The 18570-nt window shown below is 68.2% G+C and carries 19 protein-coding genes and 1 pseudogene; 5 read left to right on the forward strand and 15 right to left on the reverse strand.

All coding sequences use genetic code 11. From position 1 onward, the window contains the following. Positions 1–7: 7 nt before the first annotated feature. The 5 genes from G6N45_RS09695 to G6N45_RS09720 all read right to left on the reverse strand — a co-directional run bounded on the left by G6N45_RS09695 (position 8) and on the right by G6N45_RS09720 (position 4242). Positions 8–799: an SDR family oxidoreductase gene (locus tag G6N45_RS09695; protein ID WP_163721891.1), complete on the reverse strand. Its 792-nt coding sequence runs from the start codon at positions 797–799 to the stop codon at positions 8–10. Between the two features lie 93 nt (positions 800–892). Next, on the reverse strand, positions 893–1345 hold the full coding sequence (locus G6N45_RS09700; protein ID WP_163721892.1) for a hypothetical protein: 453 nt from the start codon (positions 1343–1345) through the stop codon (positions 893–895). An 18-nt stretch (positions 1346–1363) separates the two neighbouring features. Then, a complete protein-coding gene (locus G6N45_RS09705) occupies positions 1364–1726 on the reverse strand; it encodes a heme-binding protein (RefSeq protein ID WP_163721893.1) in 363 nt (120 codons plus the stop codon). A gap of 669 nt (positions 1727–2395) precedes the next feature. Further along, the gene (ku, locus tag G6N45_RS09715) at positions 2396–3307 is read right to left on the reverse strand and encodes a non-homologous end joining protein Ku (protein WP_163721895.1); all 912 of its coding nucleotides are present in this window, start codon (positions 3305–3307) and stop codon (positions 2396–2398) included. Beyond that, positions 3307–4242: a carbohydrate kinase family protein gene (locus G6N45_RS09720; protein ID WP_163721896.1), complete on the reverse strand. Its 936-nt coding sequence runs from the start codon at positions 4240–4242 to the stop codon at positions 3307–3309. Before G6N45_RS09720 ends, ku begins: the two co-directional genes overlap by 1 nt. Positions 4243–4283: 41 nt before the next feature. On the opposite strand from G6N45_RS09720, the gene G6N45_RS09725 reads away from it, so the two are divergent. Beyond that, entirely contained in the window at positions 4284–6548 is a 2265-nt protein-coding gene (locus G6N45_RS09725; RefSeq protein ID WP_163721897.1) for an ATP-dependent DNA ligase, read from the forward strand. Position 6549: 1 nt separating this feature from the next. Here the strand turns inward: G6N45_RS09725 and G6N45_RS09730 are convergent, their stop codons facing one another. Further along, positions 6550–7542, reverse strand: coding sequence for an NAD-dependent epimerase/dehydratase family protein (locus tag G6N45_RS09730; protein WP_163721898.1), 993 nt, complete (start codon positions 7540–7542; stop codon positions 6550–6552). A gap of 72 nt (positions 7543–7614) precedes the next feature. Between G6N45_RS09730 and G6N45_RS09735 the strand changes: the two genes are divergently transcribed. Then, positions 7615–8085: a MarR family winged helix-turn-helix transcriptional regulator gene (locus G6N45_RS09735; RefSeq protein WP_246228933.1), complete on the forward strand. Its 471-nt coding sequence runs from the start codon at positions 7615–7617 to the stop codon at positions 8083–8085. Here the strand turns inward: G6N45_RS09735 and G6N45_RS09740 are convergent. The 4 genes and pseudogenes from G6N45_RS09740 to G6N45_RS09755 form a co-directional block, all read right to left on the reverse strand. Then, positions 8082–9061: pseudogene (locus G6N45_RS09740) on the reverse strand (NAD(P)H-quinone oxidoreductase). The gene G6N45_RS09735 and the pseudogene G6N45_RS09740 overlap by 4 nt on opposite strands. Before the next feature lie 31 nt (positions 9062–9092). Further along, positions 9093–9650 carry a hypothetical protein gene (locus G6N45_RS09745; protein ID WP_163721899.1) on the reverse strand — a complete coding sequence of 186 codons (558 nt, stop codon included), beginning with the start codon at positions 9648–9650 and terminating at the stop codon, positions 9093–9095. A gap of 141 nt (positions 9651–9791) precedes the next feature. Then, the gene (locus G6N45_RS09750; protein ID WP_163721900.1) at positions 9792–11279 is read right to left on the reverse strand and encodes a serine hydrolase domain-containing protein; all 1488 of its coding nucleotides are present in this window, start codon (positions 11277–11279) and stop codon (positions 9792–9794) included. A gap of 41 nt (positions 11280–11320) precedes the next feature. Continuing rightward, on the reverse strand, positions 11321–11974 hold the full coding sequence (locus G6N45_RS09755) for a VOC family protein (RefSeq protein WP_163721901.1): 654 nt from the start codon (positions 11972–11974) through the stop codon (positions 11321–11323). A 50-nt stretch (positions 11975–12024) separates the two neighbouring features. Here G6N45_RS09755 and G6N45_RS09760 point away from each other — a divergent pair, with 50 nt between their 5' ends. Beyond that, entirely contained in the window at positions 12025–12672 is a 648-nt protein-coding gene (locus G6N45_RS09760; RefSeq protein WP_163721902.1) for a hypothetical protein, read from the forward strand. Between the two features lie 10 nt (positions 12673–12682). Here the strand turns inward: G6N45_RS09760 and rnhA are convergent, their stop codons facing one another. Both rnhA and G6N45_RS09770 read right to left on the reverse strand, forming a co-directional pair. Continuing rightward, complete coding sequence (gene rnhA, locus G6N45_RS09765) at positions 12683–13138, reverse strand: ribonuclease HI (RefSeq protein WP_057148486.1); 456 nt, start codon at positions 13136–13138, stop codon at positions 12683–12685. Between the two features lie 80 nt (positions 13139–13218). Further along, the gene (locus G6N45_RS09770) at positions 13219–13839 is read right to left on the reverse strand and encodes a TetR/AcrR family transcriptional regulator (protein ID WP_163721903.1); all 621 of its coding nucleotides are present in this window, start codon (positions 13837–13839) and stop codon (positions 13219–13221) included. Positions 13840–13910: 71 nt separating this feature from the next. On the opposite strand from G6N45_RS09770, the gene G6N45_RS09775 reads away from it, so the two are divergent. After that, positions 13911–15083 carry an aromatic ring-hydroxylating oxygenase subunit alpha gene (locus tag G6N45_RS09775; RefSeq protein WP_163721904.1) on the forward strand — a complete coding sequence of 391 codons (1173 nt, stop codon included), beginning with the start codon at positions 13911–13913 and terminating at the stop codon, positions 15081–15083. Between the two features lie 5 nt (positions 15084–15088). Here G6N45_RS09775 and G6N45_RS09780 read toward each other — a convergent pair whose 3' ends face one another. The 3 genes from G6N45_RS09780 to G6N45_RS09790 are packed head-to-tail and all read right to left on the reverse strand — an operon-like array spanning position 15089 to position 17297. Next, the gene (locus tag G6N45_RS09780) at positions 15089–15391 is read right to left on the reverse strand and encodes a hypothetical protein (RefSeq protein WP_163721905.1); all 303 of its coding nucleotides are present in this window, start codon (positions 15389–15391) and stop codon (positions 15089–15091) included. 29 nt (positions 15392–15420) lie between these two features. Continuing rightward, positions 15421–16629: an MFS transporter gene (locus tag G6N45_RS09785; protein ID WP_407664314.1), complete on the reverse strand. Its 1209-nt coding sequence runs from the start codon at positions 16627–16629 to the stop codon at positions 15421–15423. 5 nt (positions 16630–16634) lie between these two features. Continuing rightward, positions 16635–17297, reverse strand: a complete 663-nt coding sequence (locus G6N45_RS09790) for a ketohydroxyglutarate aldolase (RefSeq protein WP_246228934.1) — start codon at positions 17295–17297, stop codon at positions 16635–16637. Between the two features lie 86 nt (positions 17298–17383). On the opposite strand from G6N45_RS09790, the gene G6N45_RS09795 reads away from it, so the two are divergent. After that, positions 17384–18565, forward strand: coding sequence for an ROK family transcriptional regulator (locus G6N45_RS09795; protein WP_163721908.1), 1182 nt, complete (start codon positions 17384–17386; stop codon positions 18563–18565). The last annotated feature ends 5 nt before the right edge of the window (positions 18566–18570 follow it).

Here is an 18570-nt window from a genome sequence, read left to right on the forward strand (position 1 = left end):
GTGTCCTCTACAGATCGGGGATGGGCAGATCGAGGTTGGGATAGGTGATGCCGCCGTCGACTTCGAGCGTCTTACCGGTGAGGTAGCCGCCGGCGGGGGAGGCGAGATACACCGCGGCCGCGGCGATGTCGAGGGGGTCGCCGAGCCGGCGCATCGGGGTGGCCTGCTCCATCGGGGTGCGCAGGGCATCGTTGCTGGCCACGATGTCCAGCGCGGAGGTCAGGATCGAACCGGGGGCGATGGCATTGACCCGGATGCGCGGCGCGAGGTCGAGCGCCGAGAGCCGGGTGTAGTGCGCCAGCGCCGCCTTGGCGGTGCCGTAGGCGGCGAACCCGCGGCCGGCCAACCGCCCCATCGTCGAGGTGATGTTGATGATGCTGCCGCCGCCGGAGTGCTCGATCATCAGCGGCGCCGCGGCGACGGTGAGCGCGTGGGCGGTGGCGACATTGAACGCGAACGCGTCGCGCATGTCCTTCGCCGAGGTGTTCAGCAGGGCGTTCGGCATCGTGCCGCCGACGTTGTTGACGACGATGTCTAGTCTGCCGAACGCCTCCACCGCCTCGGCGGCGAGCGCGGCGGTGTCCTCGGAGCGGGCGAGGTCGGCGACGACGATGTGCGCGCGCCGTCCGGTCGCGCCGACCTGCTCGGCGACCTCCTCGAGTTGGGCCTGCGTCCGTGCGGCGATCAGCACGTCAGCGCCCGCTTCGGCGAACGCGAGCGCCATCGCGGCGCCGAGACCCCGGCCCGCCCCCGTCACCACTGCCACCTGATCGTCGAGCCGGAACCTGTCCAGAATCACGGCCGTCACGCTAGCAAGCCCGCGGCACTGCCGTGGGCGGTTTCTGGAACACGTTCTATTTTGTCGATCAGGTGGGTACGAGCCGGTCCTGCGTCATCGTCGGCGGACGAGCAACGAGATGCACGACTGCATGACGGCGAAGATGAACGCTGTGCTGATGCCGAACAGCATGACGCCGTTGACCGCCTCCAGCGCGCTGATCATCCGCAACCGGGACGGCAGCACCAGTCCCGGGATGTCGAGGGTGATCATGGTTCCCAGTGAATAGACCGATGCGTCGGCGAACGAGTCGAATGCGCCGAGCGACCGGTATGCCGACGCCCAGAGCACCCCCTCGAGCCCGTGCATCAGGGCCAGGGCCACGGCGACGAATCCGATGCTCCCGATCACGGCAGGAATCGCCTTCTGCGGAACCAGCGTGTGCTTCTCGATGCGGGCGCGGATCCGCGATTCCATGCCGAACGCCATCATCACCACCACGGTGGTGTGGAGGGTGATGGTGAGCACGATGAGCGACAGGCCCACGATCCAGCTCGCCACATTCATCGCGCGCGCCTGACAGGCTTATTTGCAGCGGTCCAGGAAGTCGACCGCGGGTTGCTTGATGCCTTGCATCTCAGCTCGCACCTGCGGGTTGGCGTCCAGGTACGCCTGCACCTTGGGTTGCATCTCCTCCCGCGACTGGCCTTCGAGCGTTGCGAAGAAGTCGTTCACCGGTGGATGGGTGAACAGATAGGCCGACGTGGCCGCGGCGACTCCGGCCCGCACTCCCGCCCAGTCCGCGGGAGTGCAGTTCGGCGGCTTGGGTGACGGTGGTTGAGCAGTTGCCACCGCGGCTCCACCGAAGAGCATCGCGCCGGCCAGTGCGCCGGCGCCCACGGCGCTCATCACGGCATGTGGCCGAATTCCTCTGGGGGACAACATCATGAATTCTTCTCCTTCAAAAGAGTGACTGTCTCGGACGCCCGGACGGACATTCCGCGAGTGGCCTCAGCGTCGTCCACCACGCCGACCACCACCGCCGCCCGGTCGGGGTGCTGGTCCGGGGCGCCCCGCACCCGGAGGCCCGGGACGCCCGACCCCGGGAGGTCCGGGAGGCCCGATTCCGGGAGGCCCGATACCCGGAGGCCCGGGAATCGGGACGTCGAGGTCGAGGTCGACGTCGACGAGGTCCGGGACCCAGACCGGTAACCACGGATCGACGTACACGGCAGGGGGCGGAGGAAATTCGCAGATCACCGTCGTGAAGTTCCAGTACATGCCCGGTGGGCACGGCGGCGGTGGTGGTGGTGGTTGGGCGTGACCAGCCGCCGGTGAGGCGAGTTCCATCAGCGGCAGACATGCCAACACGACGGCCGATACGGCGCTGCGCCGCAGCCAAGAATTCATGGGGCCTCTTCTCTGGAGTGGGCTCTTCCGCTCCCTCGGTTGCCGACCCGTGGGCAGGCTCGCCGGTCGCGCCGGAGCGGGAGAGCAGCAGAACCGCTGAGAGCAGTTCATCTGCTTCGACGGCACCTCGGATAGTGCCGATGGGTGTGCTGCCGGGGGCCTTTGGTCCCTCGGCGCAGGTCCTACGGCTGGGTGCCGCTGGCGCTGCTACTTCTTGGCGGCAGCCTTCTTGGCCGCGGTCTTCTTCGCCGGGGCCTTCTTGGCGGCTTTCTTGGCCGCCGCCTTCTTCGCGGGCGCCTTCTTGGCAGGCTCCTTGGAGCCGCCCTGCTCCTTGCGCGCCTTCACGCTGGCCTCGAGCCTGGCCAGGAGGTCCGACACGTCCTCGGTGTCGTCGAGTTCGGTCGGCTGTTCCTCGGTGGTGAACGCTTCGCCGCCCTCGAGCTTGGCCTGGATCAACTCCTGCAGATGTTCCTGGTAGTCGTCGTGATAGCGGTCGGGGTTGAAGTCGTCGGTCATCGAGTCGACGACCTGGCTGGCCATTTTCAACTCGGCGGGTTTGATCTCGACCTCTTTGTCCAGCACCGGGAAATCGGGGTCACGGATCTCGTCGGGCCACAACAGTGTGTGGATCATCATCACGTCGCGCTTGCTGAAGTCCTTGACGCGCAGTGCGGCCAGCCGGGTCTTGTTGCGCAGCGCGAAGTTCACGATCGCCACGCGATCGGTCTCCATGAGCGTCTTCGCCAGCAGCACATACGATTTCGACGACTTACCCTCGGGTTCCAGGAAGTAGCTGCGGTCGAACATCAGCGGGTCGAGGTCGCCGGCGGGCACGAACTCGAGCACCTCGATCTCGCGGCTGCGCTCCTCGGGCAGCGTCGCGATGTCGTCGTCGCTGATGATCACGGTCTGGCCGTCGTCAGAGTCGTAGGCCCGTGCGATGTCGCGGTATTCGACCTCTTCGCCGTCGAGTTCGCAGACGCGTTTGTAGCGGATACGGCCGTTGTCCTTGGCGTGCACCTGGTGGAACTTGATGTCGTGATCCTGGGTGGCGCTGTAGACCTTCACCGGCACGTTGACCAGGCCGAAGGCGATCGAACCCTTCCAAATGGATCGCATCAGCCCAGTATGTCCGATGATTCGGCCGCATGGCGGAGGCTGGCGCGGTCGGGAAGGTCCGCGCCGGAACGGGTCACGGTCACCGCTGCGGTGAGCGTCGCGGCCCGGACCGCGGTGGTGAGCGCGTCGGTGCCGATGGCGCGCAGTCGCGAGCGCCGCTGCGCGCCGAGCAGATCGAGCGACCACAACGCGTCGATCAACCCGGTCATGAACGCGTCTCCCGCGCCCACGGTGTCCACCACCTGCACATTTCCTGCAGGTACCCGGACTTTCCCTGCGCGACACATCGCCACTGCGCCGTCGGCGCCCTCGGTCACCACCACCACCGACGGACCGGCTCCGAGCCAGGCCGAGGCGACCTCCTCGGGTGTTCGAACCGGCTCCAGCCAGCGCAGGTCCTCGTCGCTGACCTTGACGACATCGGCCCGTTCCAGCAGCCGGTCGACGCGCGACCGCGCGGCATCCGGGTCGTCGATCAGGGCGGGGCGGATGTTCGGGTCGAAGGTGATGGTCGCCGACGGGCGGTACGCCTCGACCAGGGCCGCGGTGGCGAGGCAGCCGGGCTCGAGGACCGTCGCGATCGACCCGGTGTGCAGGACTGCCGGGGTCGCCGCCTCGGGCGTACCGCTGAGCTGCCAGTCGATGTCGAAGGTGTAGGTCGCCGTGCCCGCGGGGTCCAGCATCGCGCGCGCCGTCGGCGTGCGCTCGGCGGACAGGCTGCCCGAAACCAACTGCACGCCAGATGCTTCGACGTAATCCCGGATCCGCTGTCCGCGGGTGTCGGTCGCGATGTGGGTCAGGAAATCGACCGGCCGGCCGAGCCGGCCCAGCCCGACCGCGACATTGAGTGGACTACCGCCGACATACTCTCCGGTGACGTTGCCGTCGCGCTCGACGATGTCGATCAGCGCCTCGCCGATGACCAGTGCCCGCATCGTGTCGACGCTACCGGCTGAGGAACGGGTAATACCGTGATGTGGTGGATTGTGTGGGCCGGGTGAAGCTGACCAACCCGGACAAGGTGCTGTACCCGGCGACGGGCACCACCAAGGCGGAGATCTTCGACTACTACGTCGAGGTGGCAGCCGCGATGCTGCCGCACATTGCCGAGCGCGCGGTGACGCGTAAACGCTGGCCCAACGGCGTGGCCGAGGGCTCCTTCTTCGAGAAACAGCTGGCCTCGTCGGCGCCGGAGTGGCTGGACCGCGGCACGATCGCGCACAAGTCGGGCACCACCACCTATCCGGTCATCGACACGGTCGAAGGGCTGGCCTGGATCGCGCAGCAGGCCGCGCTCGAAGTGCATGTACCGCAATGGCGGTTCGTGGACCAGAAGGTGGGGCCGGCGACGCGCATCGTGTTCGATCTCGACCCCGGCGAGGGGGTGTCGATGCGGCAGCTGTGCCAGGTGGCCCACGAAGTGCGCGATCTGATCGCCGACATCGGCCTGCAGACGTTCCCGCTGACGAGCGGTAGCAAGGGGCTGCATCTGTATGTGCCGCTCGATGACCCGATCAGTTCGCGGGGTGCGTCCGTGCTCGCCAAACGTGTGGCCGTGCAACTCGAGCAGACGATGCCCACGAAGGTCACCGCGACGATGACCAAGAGTCTGCGCGAGGGGAAGGTCTTCCTCGACTGGAGCCAGAACAACGGGAACAAGACGACCATCGCGCCGTATTCGCTTCGGGGGCGGGAACATCCGACCGTGGCGGCGCCGCGGACCTGGGACGAGATCACCGATCCCGACCTGCGCCACCTGACCTTCGACGAGGTGCTCGACCGGCTGGACCGTGACGGGGACCTGCTGGCCGACCTCGATCCGGCGCTGCCCGCCCCCGACCGGCTCACCACCTACCGCGGGATGCGCGACACCGCGAAGACCCCGGAGCCCGTGCCTGCCGACGCCCCGCGGGTAGGGAACAATGACAAGTTCGTCATCCAGGAACACCATGCGCGCCGGCTGCACTACGACTTCCGGCTGGAACGCGACGGTGTCCTGGTCAGCTGGGCGGTGCCGAAGAACCTGCCCGACACCCCCTCGGAGAACCACCTCGCCGTGCACACCGAGGACCATCCGATGGAGTATCTGACGTTCGCCGGCGAGATCCCGAAGGGCGAGTACGGCGGCGGCGAGGTCTACATCTGGGACACCGGCACCTACGAGACCGAGAAGTTCAACGACAACCCGCCCGACGGTCCCGGCCGCGGCGGCGAGGTGATCGTCACGCTGCACGGCGACAAGATCGAGGGCCGCTACGCGCTGATCCAGACCGACGGCAAGAACTGGCTGGCGCACCGGATGAAGGACCAGAAGCGCGCCGCGTTCGCCGAACTGCTCCCGATGCTGACCACCGAGGGATCGGTCGAGCGACTCACCGAGAAGCAGTGGGCGTTCGAGGGCAAGTGGGACGGATACCGGGTTCTGGTCGAGGCGGACCACGGCACACTGGCCGTGCGGTCCCGCCGGGGCCGCGACGTGACCGGCGAGTATCCCCAATTCCAAGCGCTGGCAGCCGATCTGGCCGAGCATCACGTCATCCTCGACGGGGAGGCGGTGGCTCTGGACGAGTCCGGAGTGCCCAGTTTTCGCGAGATGCAGAACCGCAAGCGGTCCACGCGGGTCGAGTTCTGGGCCTTCGACATCGTCTTCCTCGACGGCCGATCGCTGATGCGGGCCAAGTACTCCGACCGCAGGCGGCTGCTCGAGGCGCTCGCCGACCAGGGCGGGATCATCGTGCCCCCGCAGATCGACGGTGACGGCCCCGACGCGCTGGCCTACGCCGAGGAGCAGCGCTGGGAAGGGGTGGTCGCCAAGAAGCGGGATTCCACCTACCAGCCGGGGCGCCGGTCCGCCGCATGGATCAAGGACAAGCTGTGGAACACCCAGGAGGTGGTCATCGGAGGCTGGCGTGAGGGCAACGGCGGGCGCACCAGCGGACTGGGCGCCCTGCTGCTCGGCATCCCGACCGAGGATGGTCTGCAGTTCGTCGGCCGGGTCGGCACCGGTTTCACCGAGAAGGAGCTGGCTGCGCTGCGCACAACGCTCGCTCCACTGCACACCGACGAATCACCCTTCGCCACAGAGCTTCCCAGACCGGACGCCAAGGGCGTCACCTTCGTCCGCCCCGAACTGGTCGGGGAGGTCCGGTACAGCGAGCGCACCGGTGACGACCGGCTGCGTCAGGCCAGCTGGCGGGGCCTGCGGCCGGACAAGACGCCCGACGAGGTGGTGTGGGAATAGTTCAGCGTGGCAGGGAGTCCGCCATCTCCGCGAGTCCGTCGGCCAGGTTGACAGACGGAGTGTAACCGAGATCGGTTCTTGCAGCGGTGATGTCGTAGCTGCGGTCACGGCCCATGAACGTGGTGATCCAATTCGTCAGGATCGGTGGTTCAGGCCGGCGCAACAGCCGCGCCCCTGTTTCAAGGAGCGCCCCGAGGGGGGCCGCCAACGCGAACGGAACACTGCGGGCCGCGCTCACGTCGACCCCCTGGGTGGCCAGTAGCGGGGTGAAGAGATCCCGCGCCGGCATGGGCGTGCCGTCCGTGATGTAGTACGCGCGACCGGCACCGCCGTGGGTGAGTGCGAGGCGGACGGCCTCGGCGAGGTTGTCGACGTGGACGAAGTCGACCGTGTGCCTGCCGTTGTCGATCCAGCTGAACCGGCCGGCTTCCACCGCTGCGACGAACTGGTCCAGGGTGGACATGCCCCCACCCCAGATGAACGGTGGCCGAAGCGCCACCGTCGTCATCGTCGGTGTGACCGCGCTGAGCAGGATGCGCTCGGTGGCGAGCTTGATGCGGCTGTAGGCGATATTGGGCCGACCTTCATCGGTGTGCTCGTCGACGACCAGCGCGCGCTGGGTGCCGCTGGCCACGCTGGCGGCGCTGATCAAGACGAACCTCTTCACTCCAGAGGACGCGGCGACCTGGTGGAGGGCGACACTGGGCCCGAGGTTGGCCCGGCGGAAGACATCATCAGGACCCCAGAACGCCATGTAGGCGGCGCCATGCACGACGGCATCAACGCCGCGCATTGCCGACGTCCAGTGCGGTGGGGGATCACTGTTGACCAGTTCCGACAGGTCACCGAGAACTGGCTCGGCCCCGGCCCGACCGACGAGTTCGGCGGCGCTGTCCGTGCGGGCGAGCGCACGCACGTCGTGACCCGCGCCGACCAGCCGCCTGACCAGGTGCTGCCCGACGAATCCACTGCCACCCGTGACGAAAACTTGCATCTGCTCCTCGATTCATTCTACGCCAAATCATTTGATGTCAAACTATATCTACACTGATAGTATGCCGTCAACGTGAAAGAGGCGATGGGTGGGCGCGCTGCGTCAGGTGCATCGGCGCAGCGCGCGGGGCGCCTGGCCGATGCGTTCGGACGCGCAGGCAAATCGGTTGTGCGGGCCTTCGACGACCGCCTGGGGGAGCACGGCGTCTCGACTCCTAGATCCAAATTGCTCGCCGAAGTGGCCCGGATGCAACCGGTCCGGCTCGCGGATCTCGCCCGGGAGGTCGGAATCAGCCAGGGCACTGCGTCGACTCTGGTGGAGGCGCTCGTCCGCGACGGACTGGTCGCCCGCGGCGTCGACGACAACGACCGCCGCGCAATACGCCTGACGACCACGCCCGAGGGCGAGGCGCAAGCGCGAAACTGGCTCCGCGACTACGTCGTCGTCGCGGGGGAGATCTTCAGCTGCCTCACAACCGAGGAACAACGTCAGCTGACCCGACTGCTCGATCGGATTGCCGAGTCTCTGGACCCTCCGGCTTAGCTGTTGTCGAGGATGACTTTGCCGACGGTGCCCCTGGACTCCATCAGTCGGTGGGCGCGCGCGGCTTCTTCGATGGGGAGAACAGTGTCGACCACGACGTGGATGGCGCCGCTTTCGAAGAGAGGCAGGACGTCTCGCGTCACCCCTGCGATGATCTCGGCCTTCTGATGAGCTGGCCGCGCTCGGAGCATCGTCGCCGTGACACTGGCGCGCTTGGACATCAGCAATCCGAGGTCCAGCGGCGCCGGTGCCGTGCTGCCGCCGATGATCACGAGGTGCCCATCAGGTGCAAGGCACTCGATGTTGCGTGCAGATAATCCGAACCGACCACATCCAGGATGGCGTCGACTCCACGGCCGCTCGTCGCGGCCGATGTCGCGGCGACGAAGTCCTCGCAGCGATAGTTGATCGCGACGTCTGCCCCCATGTCGAGGCCCGCACGCGTCTTCGTCGCGCTGCCGGCAGTGGTGATCACACGTGCTCCTATCGCGGAGGCCCATTGGATCGCGAAGGTGCCGATGCCACCCCCGGCGCCGTGGATCAGGACGGTCTGACCGCGGGTGAGTCGGGCGACCATGGCCAGGTTGGAGTAGACGGTGGCGGCGACCTCGGGAACGGCGGCCGCCTCGATGTCGTTGAGGCCGGTAGGAATTCGCATGACTTGCGTGGCGGGCACGGCGACCTCGTCGGCGTAGCCGCCGCCGTCGAGCAGCGCGCAGACCTTGTCGCCCACCGACCAGATGGTGACGTCGGCTCCGACGTCGGTGATCGTGCCCGAGCACTCCAAACCCAACGGGCGCGGCGCCCCGGCCGGCACGGGATAGTGGCCCCGGCGCTGCATGAGGTCGGCGTTGTTGACGCCGGCGGCCGACACCGTGATCACCACCTCCTGCGGGCGGGGACGCACCCGATCCACTGAGCGCCACCGCAGCACCTCGGGAGGGCCAGGGTGGTCGAACAACACTGCTGAGGTCATCACAGTTCCGTTCTCTCCGCCGGGGCGCCAGTCATGCGGTCAGGGCGGAGCGTGCCGTAGCCCAGCGTGCGATGCTCTGCGCATACCTGGGTGTTTCGATCCGGCAATGCCGTCCCGACGCGTCTTGGCGAGCGTGCGCGGCCTCGGCGAATGCCTGTCCGTGCTCGGCGATGAACTGCAAGAAGCCCTCGGTGGGGTGGGATGTCACCGTGTTGGTGTAGCGGCAGCGGTCGCCGCCCAGTCGCTCCATCCGCAGTTCCCAGATGACCTGCGTGGTCGTCCACCCCGAGGGTGTGAGAACGTCCGACAGCGACACCATCTTGCAGTAGTGCGGCTCTGCCACCTCGAACCGGTACTGCTGAATCACCAGGCCCGTGCCGATCATCTCGATGTTGATGGACATCGGCGTCCCGTCGTCATCCACGGTGTAGCCGGCGGCCTTGTGATCGCCTGGCGCGCAGCGCTGATACTCGTGTGTCGGGAGGGTCTTCAACCACTGGGCGATATCGACATCGTCGAACTTCGCCGTGACATCGGCGGTGACCACCGCGTGGGAGAGGACCAGATCCTCGCGAACTGCGTTCTCCATCAATCACTCCTGTCGTAGAAGATTCGCTGCGTGGCGTCAAGCTTGTCTGCGAAGGAGCTGAGCTCACAATGACGCTGCCCCGACCCAGCCGGTAGTGCTAGCCCCCATGTGACCCCGCTGCGGGGGCGGCGACGGTTGCGACTAGCTGCCGTAGAGGTGCAGGGCGCGGGCCGCCGTGGTGGCGATGTCGCCGCTCAGTGCGACGATCGGCGGGCCACCGGGTTGATGGATCACATTGGACAGCACGATCACATACGTGTTCGACCCTGGATCCAGCCACAGCGACGTCCCGGTGAAGCCGGTGTGGCCGAAGCTCCCCACCGGAAAGACCGTGCCCCGCGGGCGGGAGTGGGCCGTGTCGATATCCCAGCCGAAGCCGCGCAGATCCTGCCCCGCTATCGCCGGATAGCTCAGATCCAGAGCATCTTTCACGTTCGCCGCCTCGATCTGGCCCGGGTGGTGTCCGGGCTGCTGCGGGGTCGTCATCAGCTCGGCGGCGGGCTGTGTCAGGGGAAAACCACTCGGGCGGCCGGCGAGCCGATCGAGCAGGGCCTGCGCGTAGAGGCCGACGTCACCCACCGTGGAGAACACGCCGGCGCTGCCAGTCGCGCCACCCATCCGCCGTGCCGTCGGGTCGTGGACGGTGCCGCGAAGCAGGTAGCCGTGGTCCGGGTTGAGGCCCGGGGTGTCGCCGTCGTGGGCGGTGGGTGCGATGCGGGTCAGCAGATCGGTGCTCCACGTGCCCGCCGGACACTCGCGCGCCGTGGGTGCATTCGGGTCGATGACCACGGCGGTACCCCGAATGGTGTGCGGGCCACAGGCTTTGGCGGCGGGGAGGTAGCGGGTGTCCCGCATGCCCAGGGGGGTGAAGATGTTGTCCCTGGCGTACACGTCCACCGACTGACCCATGAGCTTCTCGACGATCGCGCCCAGAAGAATGAAGTTGATGTCGGAGTAGTGGAACAGCTGCCCCGGCTCGAACACCACCCACGCGCCCAGCGCACGGCGCATGCCGTCGGCCTTGTCGGCCCGGTCCAGTCCCCACGGCCCGTCCAGGCTCAGATCCCCGGCGATGCCCGACGTGTGAGTCAGCAACATGCGCAGTGTCACGCTTGCCCGGCGGGGGTCGTCATGGGGATTGAAATCCGGGAGGTAGGTCTGCACAGGATCGTCGAGTCCGATGCGGCCCTGTTCGGACAGCTGCATGACGGCCGGCGCCGTCGCGATGCTCTTCGTCAGCGACGCCAGGTCGAACATCGTGTCCTCGGTCATCGGCTCAGCAGCTGCCGGTGATCCGTTCAGTCCTGGTTCGCCGGCGAGCTTGCGATCACCGAAGGCCGTGCGGAACACGATCTTTCCGCCGTGCCCGATCTGGACGACCGCACCGGGCAGCCGGTGCGCGGCGATCGCGTCGGTGACGAGTTCGGCAATCGGCGCGAGTTCGGGGGTGGGAGCCACCGGCGGTGGTGAGGTGGCCGACGGTGGGCTCGGCAGGGTCGCGGCGGGGGTCGACGTACTGCTCACCGCCGGCGGCGGCGCTGCCGGTCGGCAGGACGGCACAGCGGCGACCGTGAGCAGCACCGCCGCCGCGATGCGGACCCGAGCGTTGCGCGAACCCGGCACCGTCACCCTGTCGACGGTAGCCGCACGCCGTCCGGAGCCGGCGGAAGTCAGCGACCGGGTTCCGGCGAGATCATCGCCGTCCGAACCGACATCCCGAAGTCGTGGTGGCGCAGCGTCGTGATGCGGCGGCCCGGCTGCACTGCCTGCTTGACCGGCGTGGTGCGCTGACCGAGCAACGCGGCGGTGGCGTCGATGTCGGCGACGACGTAGGTGATGCCCCACAGCGTCGCGGGACCTGTGCCCGCGGTTCCCGGCGTTCCGACGACCTCGATCACCACCTCGGCGAAGCGGAAGAAGATCTGGCGGATCGGTCGTCCGCCGAGTTCGGTGTCACGTTCCCGGCGCGGCTCCACGCCGAGCGATACCAGTGCCCCGACCGTGCGGTGAAGGTCGGGGGACAGCACGACGACGTGATCGATCGCGATGACACCGTTCGGATGCGCTGCGGGCGCGGGCGCGTCCGCCTGCGAGATCGCCGTCGGTATCCCGTCGACGTCGTGCAGCCGGCTTTCGGAGGGCAGGCCGCGTAGGGCCCACCCGATGATGCCGGTGCCGCGAGTGCGGCCGACCAGCCGGACGCGCACGCCGCCGACCCGGCAGACGTCGACGTCTGGGCCGCCATCGGGATCGACGCTGAAACCGGCCCGCGCCCACGCCTCCGCGGGATCTGCGATGTGCAACGACTCGACGCCCACGCTCACGGCAATGCTCCGATCCACGGCTGTCGGTGCCCGCGCCTAGTTTCGGGGGTATGGGAGACACCGGTTCGGTGGCCGACGTCGTGGCCACGCCTGAACTGCTCGAGCGGATGCTGCACCAGAAACCGCCCTGCTGGCCGTGGGCCGCTTTCGCGTCGGTGCTCTTCCAGCAGTGGGCGGTGCTCGAGGGACGCAAGGTGAACCAGGTTCTCGGCGCCCCGATCGGCCCGCCGACGGGCCGGTTGAAGACCCGCGTCGAGGCCGCGGCCTTCGTCGCACACCACGTGCGCGCCGTCGACGAGATCGTCAGGGAGGCGGATGCGTTCCTGCGTTCCGCGACGTTCCTGGCGGTGTTCGGGGCGCCGGAGGACGAGACGACCGCCGACGCTGCGGGCATCGTGCGGGCAGGTCGCCGCCTGGGCGGCTACTACCAGGGTTTGCTCGAGCTCGCCGAGAACTGCCGGCGGCAGGCGCTGCGCGACGACGACGCGCCCCTGCTCGCCGACTGCATCCGGTTCGTCAACCAACCCCTGCAGGACTTCTGCGGGTTGGTCAACGACGTCCTGGAACGGTTGGAACACCTGCAGAAGCGGGTGCTGTCGGGCCGTCGTCCCCGGCCACACACCCCGGTGCCCTTGCCGGTCACCACCGACGACGAGCTGATCTGGTCGATCCTGGACCGCCTGCAGACGCTCGACTGACGCGGCGATGTCAGGCAAGGGCGCCCAGCGCGGCCTGCATGCCGCGGGTCGCCAGCACGTCCGCCAGTTCGTTGTCCCCGACGCCCGAGTGTCCCTTCACCCAGAACCACTCGACCCGGTGCCGCGCACAGGCGAGCTGCAGCCGCTGCCACAAATCGACGTTCTTCACCGGCTGCTTGGCCGCGGTCATCCAGCCGTTGCGTTCCCAGCCGACCACCCACTTGGTGATGCCGTTACGGACGTAGGTGCTGTCGGTGAAGAGATGCACCGACATCGGCCGGGTGAGCGCCTCGAGCGCCATGATCGGCGCCGTCAGCTCCATCCGGTTGTTGCTCGTCTGGCCCGGTTCGCCACCGCACATCTCGCGGACGTGCTCGCGATGACGCAGCACCGCGCCCCAGCCGCCCGGGCCGGGGTTGGGGCGGCACCCACCGTCGGTGTGGATCACCACGGGCTCGGAGGTCATGCGCCGAGAATAGGCATCGGCTCGAACGGCCGGCTCGGCGACTCGCCGAGACGTACGGTCCCGGGCTGCCGATGTCGTGTTCAGCGCCCCGAAGAGGTCGGCGCCTCGGCACGCGCACGCACCGCCGGGGCCACCCAGTCGCGCAGGTAGGCGCGCAACCCGTCGCCCCGACGCGCCGGTCCGCCGGGATCGACGATGAACGACTGCAGGGTCCGGAGCATGAACTCCACGAGCCCGTCCAGCTTGTCGCCATCGAAACCTTCTGCGGCCCAATCGATGTCGTACCTCTGCAGGATGGAGCGGCCGAAGCCGATCGCCACGTCGGACGTCACCCCCGCGGTGAAGGCCGACGCCTTGCCGGGTTCCACGACCAGGCGCAGATACCTGTCGTGTGAGAGCTGTTCGAGCGTGTACGCGATTCCCTCGACCACGGCCTGGGTCGGATCGCTGATGGCGCCGAGCTGCCGGGCGAGTCGATCGAGGAACGCGTCGATCGACGACAGGGCCGTCGCGGCCAGCAGTGCCTCCTGGGTGGGGAAGTAGCGGTACACCGTCTGCCGGGTGATGCCCAGGGACTGCGCGACGGTCGAGATGGTGACGGGCTGGCCGTCGTCGATCGCCCGGCGAGCCGCATCCAGGATGCGGCCGGCGGCCTCCTCGTCGTCGCGCGGGATGTCACCCGACCACCCGTGCCTGCGCATGCTCTCGATCGTCGCACGGCGCCGTCCGGATCTTGACAATACATTCAGTTTGAGTTGTATGGTCAGAAGTCATGACCTTCCTCCCCGGCCTTCCCGCGCCCTGCGACGACGACTCTCTGACCGAGCGGGCGCTCAGGCATGCACTCGACGGCACCACCGACATGGCCGACCGTGAACTTCGCGTGCCACTGCACTACTACCGGGATCCGAAGATCACCGACGTGGAGGAATCGCAGATCCTGCGACGCGTCCCGCTGGCCATCGTGCCGTCGGCGCAACTGCCGCAACCGAACGACTTCGTCGTCCGGTCGGTGCTCGGGACCTCACTGTTGGTCACCCGCGACGGCGCGGGCACCAGTCGCGTTCTGTTGAACTATTGCCGCCACCGAGGTGCCATGCCCGCCTGCGGTGCGGGCAATGCGTCGCGCTTCGTCTGCCCGTACCACGCATGGACGTACAGGAACACCGGTGAGCTGTTCATGGTGCCGGGCAGGGCGGGCTTCGACTCGATGAACCGGAAGGACTACGGACTGGTCGAACTACCGTCGCTGGAGAAGCACGGGTTCATCTGGGCGGTGCTGACCGCTGACGCGGCGATCGACGTCGACGCGCACCTCGGCCCCGTCGGCGCCGAACTCGCACGGTGGGACTACCCGTCCTACGGCTTCCACGCCGAGCGGGAATTCCAGTCCGACGTCTCGTGGAAGGGGGCGCTGGAGGCTTTCGCCGAGGGCTACCACTTTCCGTTCGTGCACGGGCAGAGCCTGATCGGTCAGAACACCCTTGCCGACACCGCGATCTACGACGAGTACGGCAGGCACCACCGCATCGGCTTCCCGTTCACGTGGATCATGAACCTCGAGGGCGATACCGCCGCCCCGCGGGATCCATCGGCGAACATGGGGGTGATCTATTGGATCTATCCCAACCTGATCCTCGCCAACAGCCCTGTGGGCGTGGAGATCATCGACATCCTGCCCGTCGGCGAACCGACCCGCTGCACCGTCAGGCACAGTTGGATGGCCCGCGTCCCCGCCCATAACGACGAGATGCGTGCTGCGTACGACGCCGTCTACGACGGGGTGCACGCCGCGGTCCGCGACGAGGACTTCGCGATGCTGCCGCAGTGCGGACAGGGCGTGCGCCACGGCCAGCACGACCATATGATCATCGGCCGCAACGAAATCGCCGTTCAGCACATGATCAAGGTCTTCGCCGACGAATTGGGCGTCGCGCTGTCCTGAGCGCGTCAGTCCTTGTCGTCGTCCTTCTCGTCCCTCTCGTCCTTGTCCCGGTCCTTGCCCTTGTCATCCTTCTGGTCGTCGTCGGACCGATCGGAATCCTCGTCGGAATCCTTGTCGGTGTCCTTGTCGGTGTCCTTGTCCGACGACGCGCCGCCGAGCTCGAGCACCGCCCAGTGGCTCGGCGAGAGCAGCACCGACCACTTGCCTTTCTCGCGGCCCAACTTGAGGACACCGTCGTCGAGCTCCCAGACGGTGTCATCGTCGTGCGTGGATTCCTGCCCGTCGCTGTACGTGAGTTTGAATGCCATGGGCGCTGAATGCCCGAACGGCGTTCGTGTTAACCGCGCGACCTTCGCTGCAGCAGCGCCGACACCGTCAGCACCGCGATGCCGGCGACAGCGAGAACGGCCCCGGCCGCGGCAGGCGCCGTGTAGCCCAGGCCCGCGGCGATCACCAGACCGCCCACCCACGCGCCGGTCGCATTGCCGATGTTCAGCGCCGAATGGTTCAGGGCCGCGGCGAGTGTCTGCGCTCCGTGCGCGACATCCATCAGCCGCGTCTGCAACGCCGGCCCCACCGCCGAGCCCGACGCCCCGACGACGAAGAGGACGAGCGAGGCGGTCCACGGATTGTGCGCCGCCGCGACGAACAGCGTCAGCGCCACGGCGAGCGCGCCGAGGGACAGGTACAGCGCCCGCAGCACCGAACGGTCGGCCAGGCGGCCGCCGGCGAGGTTTCCGAAGAACATTCCGAGGCCGAACACCATGAGCGCCAACGGGATCAAGGGCCGGGGCAGGCACGCGACGTCGGTCATCGTCGTCGCGATGTAGGTGTAGACGGCGAACATGCCGCCGAAGCCGATCATGCCGACGAGCAGCGCCAGCCACACCTGAGTGCGGCGCAGAGCGCCCAACTCGGTCAGCGGACTCGTGGACTGCATCGTCGTCAACTGGACGGGAAGCCAGCACCACAGCGCGGTCAGCGTGACCGCACCGATGCCGACAACGAGGCCGAAAGCCGCCCGCCAGCCCAGAGATTGGCCCAGCCACGAGGCCATCGGCACGCCGAGCACCGTCGCAATGGTCAACCCGGACATCACGTGCGCGACCGCCTTGGCCCGGTTCTGCGGCCCCATCAGATGGGCGGCCGCGAGTGCGGCCACGCCGAAGAACGCGCCGTGCGGCAGCCCCGCGGCGAAGCGGGCCATGATCAGCGTCTCGTAGGAGGGTGCCAGCATGCTGGCGAGGTTGCCGAGGGTGAACACCGCGATGAGCCCGAGCAGGAGCTTGCGCCGCGCCATCCGTGCCGTCAGCGCGGCGATGGCCGGGGCGCCCACCACAACGCCCAGCGCGTAGGCCGAGATGATGTGGCCGGCGCTCGGCTCGGAGATGCCGAAGCTCGTCGCGATGTCGGGCAACAGGCCCATGGAGACGAATTCGGTGGTGCCGATGCCGAAGCCGCCGAGGGCGAGCGCCACCACGGCGAGCCACCGCACCACCGGATCGGGTGCGACAACGGCCACCGGGCCGACGGGACGTTCCTGCACGACGGTCACAGTGCGCGCTCCAATCGAACGGTCGGCGTACTCAACGTGAGGGACACCGCGGCGAGGCGTCTGATCCGGTCCCAGTCGCGACGCCGCACTGCATCGCGGGGCACCAGCCAGTCGGCGATCACGCACCCGACGTTGGGCGCGGCGAGGTATCCGGACAGGTCGGCGGGGGTGAGACCGCCGGCGGCCGCGAAGCGGGCACCGGGAGCGAAGGCGGCCAGCGCCTGGAGGTGGCGCAGTCCGCCGAGGGCAGCCGCCGGATGCAGCACCATGTCGGTGTAGCCCTCGCCGTGCACCTCGATGGCGTCGAGCACGGTGGCGACACTCGGCAGGTGGGGCAGCTCGGTGGCGCGCATCGCGGCCCTCAACGCGGGGTCCGCGGTGGTCGCGGCCAAAAATTCCGCGCCCGCGGCGCGGGCGAGCGCAGGCTGCTCGGCGTCGGTCAGGGCGCCTGCCCCGACGACGATGTGCGGCGCCTCCGACCGGATGCGCTCTATCGCCTCCCATGCGGCCGGTGCGTCGAGGGCGATCTGCACCAGCGGCAGCCCTGCCTCGGCGATGGCGCCGGCGGCGCGTACGGCAGCGCGCGGACCCCCACCGCTGCGCATGCTGATCACGGGCATCACCGGAGCGACGTCCAACAACGATCTCGGCTCTCTCACCCTGATCACGATAGGTGCGTATTCGGTACTTCTCAACGTGACTTTTGTACTTTCAGTTCAGAAGTCTGCCGGGTTACGCTGATCGGATGACCCGGTTGCGTACCGCCCCGGTCATCGCTGTGGATGACCTGTATGCCCTCATCAGGGACAAGCGCGCGATCAGCCGCGCCGAGATCGGGGCGCTCACAGGAATGTCACGGACCGCGGTGGCGGCGCGGGTGAGGGAACTCACGGCGCGCGGGCTGGTGGTCGAGCAGGAGCAGGCGGCGTCGTCGGGCGGGCGGCCCGCCACGCTCGTGTCGTTCAATGCCGAGGCCGGTATCGTGCTGACCGCTGCGATCGGCGGTAGTCGCGCGCGGCTCGCGGTGTGCGACCTCGCCGGTGAGATCCGCGCCGCCGCCGACATCGACGAGGAGCCCGGCTTCGGTCCCGGCGACCTCATGCCGACGGTGGCCGCCAGGCTCGCGGCGCTGCTCGACGAGTCCGGTCACCGCGGCAAGCGGATTTTCGGCATCGGGATCAGCCTGCCCGGCACCGTGGATCCGCAGCGTGGCTGCAGTCTCGATTCGCCGGTGTTGACCGGATGGGACGGTGTGCCTCTCGCGCCCTACTTCGCTGCGCTCGGCGGGGCGCCGGTGGTACTGGAGAACGACGCGAATGCGTTCGCCCTCGCGGAGTGGCGTGCCGGCGCCGGCCGCGCGCTGGACGACGTCCTGGTGATCAAGGCGTCTACGGGTCTTGGGGCCGGCATCGTGGCCGGCGGTGCGTTGCAGCGTGGGGCGCTCGGGGCGGCAGGGGAGTTCGGGCACGACAAGACGGCGGCCGCCGGCGCGCTGCCGTGCCGGTGCGGTGACGTCGGCTGCCTGGAGGCGGTCGCCGGTGGCTGGGCGCTGGTGCGTGCACTGAACGACGAGGGTAGGTCGGTACGCAGTCTGCGTGAGGTCGTCGAGCTGGCGCACGGCGGAGATCCGCTGGCGCGCAGGCTTATTCGTGAAAGTGGGCGGCATGTCGGCGAGGTGCTGGCAGGCGCGGTCAATCTGCTCAACCCCGCAGCGCTGGTGGTGGCAGGTGACGTCGCAGGCGCCTACGACATCTTCGTCGCCGGGTTGCGGGAGACGTTGTACGGCAACGCCACCGCGCTGGCCACCCGAAGTCTGCAGATCGTGCCTTCGCACCTGGGCGACCGTGCCGGTGTCATCGGGACGGCCATGATGGTGCTCGACGACGTCCTGGCTCGAGGTGTGGCCGGGGCGCCGGCCACGGGGTGACGATG

It is taken from the genome of Mycolicibacterium psychrotolerans, from assembly GCF_010729305.1.
Lineage (GTDB): Bacteria > Actinomycetota > Actinomycetes > Mycobacteriales > Mycobacteriaceae > Mycobacterium > Mycobacterium psychrotolerans.